Below are 12849 nucleotides of genomic sequence, written 5' to 3'. Positions count from 1 at the left end.
ATCTATATTAGGCTCTATGTTTTTGATAGGTGATGGCTTTTGTCAGAGCTTGCATTTCCTTATAAGTCTGTTCGGTCAACGGTGGAGCCTCAAGGTAACGCAGGTTATCCCTCAGTTGTTCTTCGGAGCTTGCTCCAAAGACGGCGGTCGCGACCGTAGGATTTTGCAGGACATATTGAAGCGCAAGTGTTTCAGCCGTTTTCTCATCAGTGGTGAACGACTGCCATTGCTTCGCAATTTCCAATACTTCTTCCTGGCTGTATTCTAAAAACCCATCGGCTGCTTTCTCTTCAGCTTTCTCCAGTCCTTTTGAAGATAACATCCCTTTCGCCAGCGGACCCCGTGCTAAAACGCTAATCTCATTGTCTGCAAGGAGCTGGAGAATTTCTTCTTCCGGACGACGGTCGAGAGCATTGTACTGCATCATTACACTGACGATGTTGGATTTTTCTACGTATTCTTTAATGACATTCGGGCGGATGGAAGATATCCCGTATTCTCTGATCAAACCTTCTTGTTTAAGGTCTTCAAATGCTTCAATGCTTTCTTCTATCGGATCATCGATGGTTCCCCCATGCAGCTGGTAAAGGTCGATATAATCGATTCCCAGTCGTTTCAGACTGTCTTTCACCCCTTCTTTGATGTGCTTTTTGGACGGGTCCCAGTGCCAGTCTTCCTCATCAGCATTGAAATTGTTGCCGACCTTCGTGCCGATCAACAGGTCGTCTCTTTTTCCTTTGACCGCTTCTCCTACGATTTTTTCATTTTCCCCAAAATTGTATAAATCGGCCGTGTCTAAGTAATTGATTCCCGCATCGACGGCCCGGTCGATGATGTCTTTGGCTTTGTTATGATCGGTCCCGAGCGACATGCACCCTAAACTGATTTCTGATACATATAAATCGGAAGATCCTAATTGACGTTTGTTCATGTAATCATCCTTTCCATTTTAAGTGTAGCGGATTGTTCCGGTTCCATGCCACTCCTGTGATAAAATAACGATAGGAACAAGAGAGGATGAATGTTTTGAAGAAATTCGAAGAGAAAACTTATGAAACCGAAACGATTTATAAAGGGAAAATTGTTCAATTGGATGTCGACAGTGTTACTTTACCCGATGGGAATACATCTAAACGAGAACTGATCCGTCACCCAGGTGCTGTCGCTGTCATTGCCGTGACAGATGAAGGGAAGCTTGTTTGTGTCGAACAGTACAGGAAACCGATGGAGAAAAGCATTATTGAAATACCTGCAGGTAAGCTTGAACCGGGGGAAGAACCGAAAACATGCGCCCTCAGGGAATTGGAAGAGGAAACGGGGTACACATCCGATAACCTTGAGTTCATTACCTCTTTCTACACATCCCCGGGATTTGCTGATGAAATTGTCCACCTTTATTTCACAGACCAGATCAAACCGATGGAGCAGCAGCCGGACGGAGATGAGGACGAGTTCGTCGAACAAATGGAACTGACGGTGGAGGAAGCGGAAGTTTTGGAAAAAGAAGAGCGGATCCATGACGCGAAGACGGCCTATGCCATCCTATATATGAAATTGAGAAATGCGAGATGATGGATACGTTTTTCGTCGATCTACATATTCATATCGGAAGGGACTGGAACGGAAAGCCTGTGAAAATTACCGGCTCAAAATCGCTGACCCTCTCGAACATCTTTGAAGAAGCGACGAATCGAAAAGGGCTGGATATGGTTGGGGTCATTGATGCGCAAGCACCTGCTGTTCAGGAAGAAATGCAGGATCTGATCAATCGTGGGCAGGCCGTGGAATTAAAGGAAGGAGGGGTTCGTTATCAAGACACGGTCCTCCTTTTGGGCTCTGAAATTGAAGTCTATGATGCGGCCTGCTCAGGCCCCATCCATGTGCTTTGTTATTTTCCGACATTGGAACGGATGAAGGCATTCACTGCATGGCTTTCAAAGAAAATGAAGAACGTGAACTTAAGCTCCCAACGTTTTTACGGCACGGCCCGCGAACTCCAGCAATATGTGAAAGAACAGGAGGGCATCTTTATTCCCGCCCATGTTTTCACTCCATTTAAAAGCCTTTATGGAAAAGGAGTGAAACAAACCTTAAAAGAAGTTCTCGATCCAGACAAAATCGATGCTATTGAACTTGGATTGAGCGCTGACACAGAGATGGCTGATGGGATCGATGAACTTGAACCGTACACCTATGTGACCAACTCGGATGCTCATTCCTTAGGAAAGCTTGCCCGGGAGTATCAGCGGATGGCATTGAGGGCATTGAACTTTGAAGAATTGCGGATGGCTCTACACAAGAGAGAGGGAAGAAAAGTCCTCACGAATTACGGGATGAGTCCAGCCATGGGAAAATACCATCAGACGGTTTGTGCTGAGTGTCTTTTCCCTGCAGAAGTTTCTGCATCCCAGTGTGAACAGTGTGGATCCAAAAAGATCGTCAAAGGGGTCAAGGATCGTGTGGAGGAGTTGAAATCTAGCAACCGAATGAAAGAAAGACCTCCGTATATCTATCAAGTGCCTCTATCATCTCTCCCTGGAGTAGGAACGCGTACCTATGAAAAGTTAATCGATGCTTTTGGTACCGAGATGGCAGTCATCCATGAAGTATCAAGGGAAGACTTGAAGACCGTCATTCCTGAACAAGTGTCTGAGCGGATCATGGCCATGAGGAACGGTACACTTACCATTGAGGCTGGCGGTGGAGGACGGTATGGAAGAATTCAATAGAAACTGAGCTGGATCTGGTCTACTTTTTCCATCTCTCTCATAGATTGGTCATAGACCGGTGAAGAGAAAGGTGGAGAAAAGATGCAGCAGGGAATGCGAATGGTTAAAAACGACGTTCAAACACATATGAACATTTTCGTGTTTATTTTCGTTCTATTTATTATGGGAATGATTTTCGGGGCTGTGATCGTAAACAGTATGAACTTTGTCCAGAAGCAGGATCTCTTCTTTTATCTGAAGCAGTTTTTTGAGCAGCAGACGATGATGGGGGGAACGGGAAAAGCTACCCTGTGGAAAGACAGCGTTCTTTACCATCTCAAGTATATGCTTCTCTTATTTTTGCTGGGGATCTCTGTCATCGGGATGCCGATCATTACGGTGTTATTATTTCTGAAAGGGTTGGTCATCGGATTTTCCGTGGGTTTCCTGGTCAATCAGATGGGCTGGTACGGATTGTTGATTTCCTCCGTTTCCATCGCTCCTCAAAATGTCATTATTATTCCTGTATATCTGATTGCCGGTTCCCTTGCTTTGATTTTTTCACTGACTCTGTGTAAGCAGCTTTTCATCCGCCGGGTTCACCAGCCAATCATGAAGGGCTTTGTAAGATATAGTGCGCTGTTCGGAGCGTTGATTGCGATTCTTATGGTTTCTTCGGTCGTAGAAGTCTTTCTAAGCAACACATTTTTGGAATATGTGTTGAAATGGATTTACAAGTAAATTATATTAAATAATAATGATTATCGTTAACAGATTAAAATAATTATAATTTGACACTCGTTCTGTCTCTGATTATAATGAAATTGGTATTACGAGGGAGGGACGAACGATATGGAACATCGTATAGATAAAATAAAAAAACAGCTGCATTCCCAGAGTTATAAGCTGACCCCGCAGCGTGAAGCCACAGTACGGGTACTTTTGGAAAATGAAGAAGACCACTTAAGTGCGGAAGATGTTTACCTCCTCGTAAAAGAGAAAGCACCAGAAATTGGTCTAGCAACCGTCTATCGAACATTAGAATTACTATCAGAACTAAAAGTTGTCGATAAAATTAATTTTGGAGATGGCGTCTCCCGATATGACTTGAGAAAAGAAGGTGCCGAACACTTTCACCATCATCTCGTATGTATCGAGTGTGGATCAGTGGAAGAAATCGATGAAGATCTCTTAGGGGATGTAGAAAAAATCGTTGAAAGTCAGTGGGGTTTTGAAGTGAAAGATCACCGCTTGACGTTCCATGGCATTTGCCGTGTGTGCCAGAAACAGGCTGTTACGACCTCATCTGCAAAATCAAACGAAGAATGAAAAGACCGCCGCTATGAAGGACATAGTGGCTTTTTATTTTGCGCACGTTGAAACATCCAAGGGGAAGCGTGGAGGAAGGACGGTACAGGCTCATTCTGTGTATACGTTTTCTAAAATCTCTGACTCTTGTATTTTTATTTACAAATGAACGAAAATCGTGTACGTTAAACCTAGATGGGGCTTGTGCTGTTTTTTAAAGCGCTTCGTCATCCGTTTCTCTCATCATTCTACGTATATTTGTAAGGAATTTAGGCATATCCTTTACAAAAAGGTACGGAAGTGAGGGGAGTGCCATGACTCGTTTAAAGCACAGTTTAAGAGATTTAATTAAAGTCCTGGTTGTATTCACCGTTTGTACATGTGTTTTTTATATGGCCTTACGAATGGTACATGAAGAATACGAGCGCCAGCATCGATACGACCCGCCAGGTGGTACGGCTATTAAAGTCTATCAACCCCTGGAACAACCATGGACGGATCGGCTGTCGATATTTTTTCGGTTAGGAGAGTAGATGGAAGATGCAGCATGCGCTGGAAGATTTTTTTCATTATTTGACCGTAGAGCGCGGGTTATCACCTAACACGATTCAGTCTTACAAGCGGGACCTTTCTCAGTACGATCGCTTCCTGCAGCAGGAATTAGGCGTGAAAAGTTGGGATGAAATGACCCGTTCGCATATTATGAAATACTTGCATCACCTCAATGACCAGGGGCGTTCATCCGCAACCATTGCCCGGTTGTTGTCTTCCATTCGTCTCTTTCACCAGTTCCTGATCCGGGAGAAGGTGACAGAGCAGGATCCGAGCTTACATATCGAGACTCCGAAGAAAGAAAGAAAGCTTCCGAAAGTGCTTTCTTCAGATGATGTGGACAAGCTTTTGAACATACACGCCAAAGACCCGCTTTCAGCGAGGAATAAAGCGATGTTTGAAATGCTGTATGCCACTGGCCTGAGGGTAACGGAGCTTGTTTCTCTTAAAGTGACGGACCTGCATTTGACGATGGGTTTTGTCCGTTGTCTGGGAAAAGGGTCAAAAGAGAGGATCATTCCACTTGGTGACATGGCTAAAGATGCGGTTGAAAACTATTTGGAAGTCGGTCGCGATGCACTCGTCAAGCAAAAACAGACCGAAGAGCTTTTTGTTAATCATCACGGGAATGCCCTATCACGGCAAGGTTTTTGGAAGATATTGAAAGCGGTTGCTCGGGGCATGGGTGTCAATAAAGAACTGACCCCGCATACCCTGCGCCATTCATTTGCTACACATCTTCTTGAAAACGGAGCCGATCTCAGGGCGGTCCAGGAAATGCTTGGACATGCAGACATCTCAACAACTCAAATTTATACCCATGTCTCGAAGACAAGGTTGAAAGACGTTTATCGCTCGTATCATCCACGGGCATAAACTCTTTTGTGTTTTTAGTTGTCTGACATCCTACATCTTAAGAATGTAGGGTAGTTTTTCACGAATTTGGGAAATTAAACATTAGGAGGGATCTTTGATGAATTCATTCAAACGTGTATTTTTAGTAGTTATGGACTCTGTAGGAATAGGTGAAGCACCAGATGCGGAAAAATTCGATGATAAAGGGGCAGACACCCTCGGGCACATCGCCGAACATATGAACGGCTTGGATATGCCGCACATGGGATCGCTTGGGCTCAGCAATATTCGTCAGATTCAGGGCATTGATAAGGCTGACAATCCGAAAGCGCACTATACAACGATGGTGGAAGCGTCGAACGGAAAAGATACGATGACCGGCCACTGGGAAATCATGGGCCTTTATATCGACCAGCCTTTCCGTACATTCCCGGATGGTTTTCCCGATGAGCTGCTGGATCAGATCAAAGAAAAGACCGGCCGCGGCATTGTCGGAAATAAGCCGGCATCAGGGACGGAAATCCTGAAGGAACTTGGGGAGCATCATATGGAAACGGGAGACTTGATCATTTATACGTCTGCCGATTCTGTTCTGCAGATTGCTGCCCATGAAGATGTGATTCCACCGGAAGAGCTTTATGAAATCTGTGAGTTCTGCCGTGAAATCACGAAAGATGAGAAATATATGGTCGGACGCGTTATCGCTCGTCCGTTCATCGGGGAGCCGGGAGCCTTTGAACGTACATCCAATCGTCATGATTATGCGTTGAAGCCATTCGGGCGCACAGTCATGAATGAGATGGCTGATGAAGGACTCGATGTGGTCGCCATCGGTAAAATTTCTGATATCTATGACGGAGAAGGTGTCACAGAAGCCATCCGCACGAAAGACAACATGGATGGGATGGACCAATTGGTGAACTCGCTGGATAAAGACTTTAACGGTATGAGCTTCTTGAACCTTGTCGATTTCGATGCGAAATTCGGTCACCGCCGTGACCCTCAAGGGTACGGGGAAGCCTTACAGGAATACGACGCGCGTCTGCCAGAAGTGCTGGAAAAAATGAACGATGACGATTTATTGATCATCACAGCAGACCACGGGAATGATCCCGTGCATCATGGGACAGATCACACACGGGAACTTGTTCCATTGATTGTCTATCATAATGGCATAAAAGAAGGACAGGAATTGGATCAGCGTCAAACGTTTGCGGATATCGGTGCGACCGTTTCTGAAAACTTCTCAATTCAAATGCCTGAACACGGCAAAAGCTTTTTGAAAGATATTCAATAAGGGAGGAGAAACAATCATGAACCAAACACAAGTGAAAGAAGCAGCTCAATTTATCCAAGGAAAATTAACGCATGAACCAAGTGTTGGACTGATTCTAGGATCAGGTCTTGGCGTACTTGCCGAGGAGATTCAAAATCCGACAACCATTCCCTATACGGAAATTCCTCACTTCCCTGAATCAACGGTTTCCGGCCATAAAGGGCAGCTGGTCGTTGGTGAATTGGAAGGGCGGCAAGTGATCGCGATGCAAGGACGCTTCCACTATTATGAAGGTTATGATATGAAACAGGTGACTTTCCCGGTCCGCGTCATGAAAGCGCTGGGTGTAGAAACCCTTTTCGTTACAAACGCTGCGGGCGGCATCAATGAAACCTTCAAGCCGGGCAACTTGATGATCATTACCGACCATATCAACAATATGGGAGACAGCCCGCTGATCGGACCGAATGATGAGGAGCTTGGACCACGTTTTCCTGACATGTCTGAAGCGTATGATCGTGCTTTGATCGATCACGCGAAGCAGTCTGCCGAGCGTTTGGACCTTCAGGTGCAGGAAGGAGTTTATGTTGGGAACACAGGACCTGCCTATGAGACAGGTGCAGAAGTACGTATGCTTCGTACACTCGGTGGAGATGCCGTCGGAATGTCCACGGTTCCAGAAGTGGTGGTCGCGAACCATGCAGGCATCCGAGTACTTGGGATTTCTTGTATTTCCAATATGGCTGCAGGAATTCTGGACCAGCCACTTACACACGATGAAGTTATCGAAACGACAGCTCAAGTGCGTGAAGATTTCCTAGGATTCGTTAAAGAGCTCCTAAAGACATTACCAGCATAAATAAGAGAGCGTCTCGCGGGACGCTTTCTCTCTTAAACTTAAGTAAAGGGTGATCGAGATGAGAATGTATGACATTATAGTAAAAAAACGTGATGGCGGGGAATTGACTAAGGAAGAAATCGAATTCTTCGTTGAAGGTTACACAAAAGGGGAGATTCCTGATTACCAGGCCTCTGCCTTTACGATGGCGATTTATTTTCAGGGCATGACTGCTGAAGAAACAGCGACGTTGACTCAAGCAATGGTTGACTCAGGTGAAACCATCGACCTCTCAGCGATTGAAGGGAAGAAAGTCGATAAGCACTCCACAGGCGGCGTCGGCGATAAAGTAACATTCATCGTAGGACCATTGGTCGCTTCTGTCGGCATCCCTGTCGCGAAAATGTCAGGTCGTGGACTTGGACATACAGGCGGAACGCTTGATAAATTAGAGTCCATCAAAGGTCTTGAGATCGAGATGACGAAAGAAAAGTTCATCGAGAATGTCAATACTCATAAACTTGCGGTAGCAGGCCAAACCGGAAACCTTGCACCTGCAGATAAAAAGCTTTATGCACTTAGAGACGTAACGGGTACCGTAAATTCCTTGCCATTGATCGCTGGTTCCATCATGAGTAAAAAGATAGCATCCGGAGCAGACAGTATTGTCCTTGATGTGAAAACAGGTTCTGGCGCGTTCATGAAAACGCTTGAAGACTCTGAAGCACTTGCTCGTGAGATGGTGAATATCGGAAACAACCTGGGACGTAATACCGTAGCTGTCATAAGTGACATGAATCAGCCGCTTGGTTATGAGGTCGGAAATGCCAATGAAATTAAAGAAGCAGCGGAAATCCTTCAAGGGAAGAACGTCGAAGACTTGCGTCTGCTTTCTCTTGAAATCGCTTCACATATGGCTGTTCTTGCTGAAAAGTTCTCTTCTTATGAAGAAGCGTATAAAGCCATCGAAGCGAATATCGAAAACGGAAAAGCCTTCCAGTCCCTTCGTACGCTCATTGAGGCGCAGGGTGGAGACGTTTCTATGATTGATGATCTTGATCGTCTACCTAGAGCGGCTCATGAAATTGAAGTCACGGCTGATCAGGATGGCTACGTATCTGCGATCGACGCAGAATCCATCGGCATAGCCGCTATGTATCTTGGCGCCGGTCGTGCGACGAAAGAGGATGAAATCAATCACGGCGTAGGAATCAGTCTGAAGAAGAAAATCGGCGATCCTGTCAAAGCAGGCGAAGCTCTGGTCGTATTGATCAGTGATGACGAGCAGCCGAACGACTCGATCCAGAAAGTGAAAGAAGCGTACACGATTTCTGGTGAAAAAGTCGAAAAACCAACATTGATCCACAACATCATTAAATAAAAATTTCTATTTAGGTTGAAAAGCGAACCGACCACACTCCGTGGGCGGTTCGTTTTTTTTATTTCACATCAGCGAGTGATATGGAGGGGAACAGAGGAATTTTAGAGTGTTTTGGATTGGATATTCATATGAGAATTGGTTCATGGTATCATTCTTGTAGAAGGAGGAATAAGGATGTTCCGGATTTTGGAGATCATGGTCGCCTCAGTTGCTCTTATTCTTTTATTTTCCCATTGGTTTTTCTCTTTCCATGTAAACTTTGATCTCATAGCACTCGTGTCTGCTTTTTTGTATGTCTTCATAGGCGTTCGTTTTTTAAAGGAGGATCGCGTTATCAGAGGAACAATCATTCTTGTGCTTTCCTCCATGATGGCGTTTATCTTTATTGAAAGTTTCATTCCAATTACATAGGAGGGAAAGCATGGACCCATGCATTTTGTGCTCACCAGAAGCGGATGAAGAACAGAAAATCATTTTTGAGAACGGCTCCTGCTACTTTGTTCAGAAAGACCAGCGGATCTTAAAAGGATCGGGCTTAATCGTTCCCAAATCGCACCGGACAACGGTATTCGACCTTTCCAAGGAGGAATGGATCGATACGCAGGAAATGATTCAGCAAGTGAAAAGCTGGCTCGATGAAACACTTCAACCGGATGGGTATAACATCGGATACAATTGTTACGAAACCGGTGGGCAGCATATCTTTCACGCTCACATGCACATCATCCCCCGCTTCCAAGACGAACCCCACGCAGGAAAAGGCATCCGCCACTGGCTCAAACAAGAAGAAAACAAACGCCATATCTAAAACACGGCCTCCCCAGGTTGTGTTTTTTTTATGATCGACCTCATACTGATAAAAGCAGCAAAGTCACCGATAAATGTATGAATTCCACCGATAACATGCTCCAACTCACCGATAAAACTCCAAAAGTCACTGATAAAAACCCTAAACCCACTGATAAAGAAGTTTTTGAAAAGATTCTTCTCCTTTCCGCCCAGCACCCGTGTCATGACCTTAGGTTATGTATAGAAGATGATGGTAAGGGAAAGATAGGGTCACTTAAAGCAATGGGAGGTTTAGGTTATGAAAAAAGTGATGGGTGTGTGTCTCGCTCTTTGTTTAGTTGTCTCACTACTTCCGTTAAACATGACTTTTGCAGAAGAAAGGGAGTCAACAGAGGTCATCAATTCGGCGAAATCAGCGATATTGATGGAAAAGAACAGCGGGATGACGCTTTATGATAAGGATTCAAATAAAAAGCTGCCCCCTGCGAGTATGACAAAGGTCATGACGCTGTTGTTGATCATGGAAGAGCTTGATAAAGGCGGCATCAAACTCGATGAAAAAGTCCGTATCAGTGAACATGCTGCTTCTATGGGCGGTTCTCAAATCTTCCTTGAAGCTGGAGAAGAAATGACCGTTGAAGATTTGCTCAAAGGAATAGCTGTGGCTTCTGGAAATGATGCGAGTGTCGCAATGGCAGAACGAATTGCCGGAAGTGAAAAAGAGTTTGTCGCTCAAATGAACCAAAAAGCAAAAGATCTGGGTTTGAAGAATACACAGTTCCAAAACCCGACAGGTCTGCCGGCTGAAGGACATTTTAGTACAGCTCATGATATGGCCGTCATGGCGAGGGAACTACTCCTTCACGATGAAGTGACGAAGTACACGAAGATTTATGAGGATTATTTGCGGAAGGGCCAGGATAATGAATTCTGGTTAGTCAATACGAACAAATTGATCAAAAATTATCCGGGAATGGATGGACTGAAAACCGGTTACACAAGTGAGGCGAAATACTGTCTTACGGCTTCTGCTAAACGGGATGATATGCATATGATTGCGGTTGTTATGGGTGCGGAAAATCCGAAAATGAGGAACTCGGATGTGACGAGTCTATTGGATTATGGGTTCAGTCAGTATGAGGGTGTGAAGCTTTATTCTAAAGATGACACCATGAAAACGATGAAAATGACAAGAGGGAACCCATTAGAGTTGAAGCTGTCCCCGGAAAAAGACGTCGTCGTTCTTAAAAAGAAAAATGACAAGAAGAGTGAATATGAAACGGAACTGAAGATTGCGAAGAATACCAACCTTCCATTGGAAAAAGGGGCCCATATGGGATGGGTGATCGTGAAGAATGGTGATCAGGAAGTCGCTAAAGTGCGTCTTGAAACGTCGGAGACTGTGGAGAAGGCGGGATTCCCTGCTCTATGGCAGCGCTCATGGAAGAATTTGACGAGCTTTCAGAGGTTTTAGCATTTTCTCACTAGTTATGTTTTTGAGCAGGAAATGACAGCGAAAAGTACGAAAAGACATAGTGACTCTTATAAAGTCAGAGGAGGTAATTCACTTGAGTCTTCAAGTTAATTTTGCTGTCAGAGAGAATGTTTTGCTCGTCCGTTTGAATGGGGAGCTGGATCATCATGAAGCTACAACGCTTCGGGAAGCTTGGCAGAAGGAGCTCGCGAACAACGCGGTCGAACATGTGATTGTCAATTTACAAAAATTGTCCTTCATGGATAGTTCAGGCCTTGGTGTGATGCTCGGTCGTTATAAAGAGGTACAAGCGAAAGGGAACGAAATGGTGCTTTGTTCGATTTCGCCTGAGGTTCGGAGATTGTTTGATATGTCGGGAATGTTCAAAATCATGAAACTCGTGGATGATGAGGCATCCGCGCTTGAGATGTTGGGGGTGGCATCATGCGAAATGAAATGACGCTGGAGTTTACGAGTGTGAGTGAAAATGAATCCCTTGCCCGTGTATCGGTGGCTGCTTTTGTCAGTCAAATCAATCCGACGATGGAAGAATTGACAGATATTAAAACCGTCGTCTCAGAAGCCGTCACGAATGCCATCATTCATGGTTACGAAGAGAAAAGTGATGAAAAAGTCATGCTTACGTGCGCCATTGATGACGGAGAAATCGAATTGATCATCCAGGATCGTGGTCAGGGTATTGAGAACATTGATATTGCAAAAGAACCACTGTACACATCGAAACCGGAATGGGAACGCTCGGGAATGGGTTTTACTATCATGGAGAATTTCATGGATCGCGTAGACATTACATCAGAGCCCGGGGTCGGAACGACGATCCGAATGACGAAGCAGTTGACGTCAACCCGCGCTTTGTGTAATTGAGGCGCCGCCTATGAGCGATACGACAAAAGAACGTCTGTCCGACAAAGATGTCAAAGAGCTGATCAAAAAGAGTCAGGCGGGCGATCAAGAGGCGAGGGACTACCTGGTGGAAAAAAACACCCGTCTCGTATGGTCGGTCGTCCAGCGATATCTCAGACGTGGATACGATCAGGATGATCTGTATCAGATCGGCTGTATCGGCCTGCTTAAATCGATCGACAAGTTCGATTTGAGCTATGATGTCCGTTTTTCTACGTATGCCGTCCCCATGATCATTGGTGAAATCCAGCGTTTCATTCGTGATGATGGCAGTGTGAAAGTGAGCCGCAGTTTGAAAGAACTGAATCATAAAGTTCGAGCCAAAAAAGAAGAGCTGTTAAAAGAATATGGACGCTCTCCCACAGTGAACGAGCTCGCAGATGCCTTAGGTCTTACGAGGGAGGAAATCGTCCAGGCGGAGGAAGTTGGACGAACCCCTCAGTCCATTTATGAAACGGTTTATGAGAACGAAGGCGATCCCATCACACTCGTCGATCAGATTGCCGAAGAGGAGAGCAACTGGTTCGACCATCTCACACTCCAGGATGTGATGAGTAAACTGGATAAGAGGGAAAGGCTCATTATTTACTTGCGCTATTACAAAGATCAAACGCAGACCGAAGTGGCGGAACGTTTAGGGATTTCGCAGGTACAAGTCTCACGTTTGGAGAAGAAAATCCTTGCTGACATGAAAGAAACCATGAATGATACAAGCTGATCGCTGTACCTAAAAAGGTACAGCTT

The 12849-nt window shown here is 45.1% G+C and carries 16 protein-coding genes; 15 read left to right on the top strand and 1 reads right to left on the bottom strand.

The features are described from left to right. Window positions 1-7: 7 nt before the first annotated feature. The gene (locus tag VKA52_RS13480; RefSeq protein ID WP_326316015.1) at window positions 8-931 is read right to left on the bottom strand and encodes an aldo/keto reductase; all 924 of its coding nucleotides are present in this window, start codon (window positions 929-931) and stop codon (window positions 8-10) included. Between the two features lie 95 nt (window positions 932-1026). On the opposite strand from VKA52_RS13480, the gene VKA52_RS13475 reads away from it, so the two are divergent. The 15 genes from VKA52_RS13475 (at window position 1027) to sigF (ending at window position 12823) form a co-directional block, all read left to right on the top strand. Further along, a complete protein-coding gene (locus VKA52_RS13475) occupies window positions 1027-1572 on the top strand; it encodes an NUDIX hydrolase (RefSeq protein WP_326316014.1) in 546 nt (181 codons plus the stop codon). Further along, entirely contained in the window at window positions 1572-2729 is a 1158-nt protein-coding gene (locus VKA52_RS13470) for an endonuclease Q family protein (RefSeq protein WP_326316013.1), read from the top strand. The genes VKA52_RS13475 and VKA52_RS13470 overlap by 1 nt, the downstream gene beginning before the upstream one ends. Before the next feature lie 81 nt (window positions 2730-2810). After that, complete coding sequence (spoIIM, locus tag VKA52_RS13465) at window positions 2811-3449, top strand: stage II sporulation protein M (RefSeq protein ID WP_206945259.1); 639 nt, start codon at window positions 2811-2813, stop codon at window positions 3447-3449. A 111-nt stretch (window positions 3450-3560) separates the two neighbouring features. Beyond that, window positions 3561-4037 (top strand): ferric iron uptake transcriptional regulator, encoded by a 477-nt coding sequence (gene fur / locus VKA52_RS13460; RefSeq protein WP_160913690.1) that lies wholly within the window; start codon window positions 3561-3563, stop codon window positions 4035-4037. 293 nt (window positions 4038-4330) lie between these two features. Next, window positions 4331-4549 carry a DUF4227 family protein gene (locus tag VKA52_RS13455; RefSeq protein WP_326316012.1) on the top strand — a complete coding sequence of 73 codons (219 nt, stop codon included), beginning with the start codon at window positions 4331-4333 and terminating at the stop codon, window positions 4547-4549. A gap of 7 nt (window positions 4550-4556) precedes the next feature. Then, window positions 4557-5444 carry a site-specific tyrosine recombinase XerD gene (gene xerD / locus VKA52_RS13450; RefSeq protein ID WP_326316011.1) on the top strand — a complete coding sequence of 296 codons (888 nt, stop codon included), beginning with the start codon at window positions 4557-4559 and terminating at the stop codon, window positions 5442-5444. A 97-nt stretch (window positions 5445-5541) separates the two neighbouring features. Further along, the gene (gene deoB, locus VKA52_RS13445) at window positions 5542-6720 is read left to right on the top strand and encodes a phosphopentomutase (protein WP_326316010.1); all 1179 of its coding nucleotides are present in this window, start codon (window positions 5542-5544) and stop codon (window positions 6718-6720) included. Window positions 6721-6736: 16 nt separating this feature from the next. Further along, window positions 6737-7558, top strand: coding sequence for a purine-nucleoside phosphorylase (locus VKA52_RS13440; RefSeq protein WP_326316009.1), 822 nt, complete (start codon window positions 6737-6739; stop codon window positions 7556-7558). A gap of 58 nt (window positions 7559-7616) precedes the next feature. Then, window positions 7617-8918, top strand: a complete 1302-nt coding sequence (locus VKA52_RS13435) for a pyrimidine-nucleoside phosphorylase (protein WP_326316008.1) — start codon at window positions 7617-7619, stop codon at window positions 8916-8918. Between the two features lie 174 nt (window positions 8919-9092). Beyond that, window positions 9093-9329, top strand: a complete 237-nt coding sequence (locus VKA52_RS13430) for a hypothetical protein (RefSeq protein ID WP_326316007.1) — start codon at window positions 9093-9095, stop codon at window positions 9327-9329. 10 nt (window positions 9330-9339) lie between these two features. Then, complete coding sequence (locus tag VKA52_RS13425; protein ID WP_326316006.1) at window positions 9340-9726, top strand: HIT family protein; 387 nt, start codon at window positions 9340-9342, stop codon at window positions 9724-9726. A 279-nt stretch (window positions 9727-10005) separates the two neighbouring features. Continuing rightward, on the top strand, window positions 10006-11181 hold the full coding sequence (locus VKA52_RS13420; RefSeq protein WP_326316005.1) for a D-alanyl-D-alanine carboxypeptidase family protein: 1176 nt from the start codon (window positions 10006-10008) through the stop codon (window positions 11179-11181). 94 nt (window positions 11182-11275) lie between these two features. Continuing rightward, the gene (gene spoIIAA, locus VKA52_RS13415; protein ID WP_160913673.1) at window positions 11276-11641 is read left to right on the top strand and encodes an anti-sigma F factor antagonist; all 366 of its coding nucleotides are present in this window, start codon (window positions 11276-11278) and stop codon (window positions 11639-11641) included. Continuing rightward, on the top strand, window positions 11626-12066 hold the full coding sequence (gene spoIIAB / locus VKA52_RS13410) for an anti-sigma F factor (RefSeq protein ID WP_160911906.1): 441 nt from the start codon (window positions 11626-11628) through the stop codon (window positions 12064-12066). The genes spoIIAA and spoIIAB overlap by 16 nt, the downstream gene beginning before the upstream one ends. A 10-nt stretch (window positions 12067-12076) precedes the next feature. Beyond that, window positions 12077-12823 carry an RNA polymerase sporulation sigma factor SigF gene (sigF, locus tag VKA52_RS13405; RefSeq protein ID WP_160913670.1) on the top strand — a complete coding sequence of 249 codons (747 nt, stop codon included), beginning with the start codon at window positions 12077-12079 and terminating at the stop codon, window positions 12821-12823. The last annotated feature ends 26 nt before the right edge of the window (window positions 12824-12849 follow it).

The sequence above is a fragment of the Halobacillus sp. HZG1 genome (genome assembly GCF_035818575.1).
In the GTDB taxonomy this organism is placed as follows: domain Bacteria; phylum Bacillota; class Bacilli; order Bacillales; family Halobacillaceae; genus Halobacillus; species Halobacillus litoralis.
The sequence above is the reverse complement of the archived record's forward strand: the minus strand, read 5'-3'. Positions and strand labels throughout refer to the sequence as shown.

Coding starts and splice junctions, on each gene's coding strand:
- VKA52_RS13480 (WP_326316015.1), bottom strand. CDS start 931: ATGAACAAACGTCAATTAGGATCTTCCGATTTATATGTATCAGAAATC.
- VKA52_RS13470 (WP_326316013.1), top strand. CDS start 1,572: ATGGATACGTTTTTCGTCGATCTACATATTCATATCGGAAGGGACTGG.
- spoIIM (WP_206945259.1), top strand. CDS start 2,811: ATGCAGCAGGGAATGCGAATGGTTAAAAACGACGTTCAAACACATATG.
- fur (WP_160913690.1), top strand. CDS start 3,561: ATGGAACATCGTATAGATAAAATAAAAAAACAGCTGCATTCCCAGAGT.
- VKA52_RS13455 (WP_326316012.1), top strand. CDS start 4,331: ATGACTCGTTTAAAGCACAGTTTAAGAGATTTAATTAAAGTCCTGGTT.
- xerD (WP_326316011.1), top strand. CDS start 4,557: ATGCAGCATGCGCTGGAAGATTTTTTTCATTATTTGACCGTAGAGCGC.
- deoB (WP_326316010.1), top strand. CDS start 5,542: ATGAATTCATTCAAACGTGTATTTTTAGTAGTTATGGACTCTGTAGGA.
- VKA52_RS13440 (WP_326316009.1), top strand. CDS start 6,737: ATGAACCAAACACAAGTGAAAGAAGCAGCTCAATTTATCCAAGGAAAA.
- VKA52_RS13435 (WP_326316008.1), top strand. CDS start 7,617: ATGAGAATGTATGACATTATAGTAAAAAAACGTGATGGCGGGGAATTG.
- VKA52_RS13430 (WP_326316007.1), top strand. CDS start 9,093: ATGTTCCGGATTTTGGAGATCATGGTCGCCTCAGTTGCTCTTATTCTT.
- VKA52_RS13425 (WP_326316006.1), top strand. CDS start 9,340: ATGGACCCATGCATTTTGTGCTCACCAGAAGCGGATGAAGAACAGAAA.
- VKA52_RS13420 (WP_326316005.1), top strand. CDS start 10,006: ATGAAAAAAGTGATGGGTGTGTGTCTCGCTCTTTGTTTAGTTGTCTCA.
- spoIIAB (WP_160911906.1), top strand. CDS start 11,626: ATGCGAAATGAAATGACGCTGGAGTTTACGAGTGTGAGTGAAAATGAA.
- sigF (WP_160913670.1), top strand. CDS start 12,077: ATGAGCGATACGACAAAAGAACGTCTGTCCGACAAAGATGTCAAAGAG.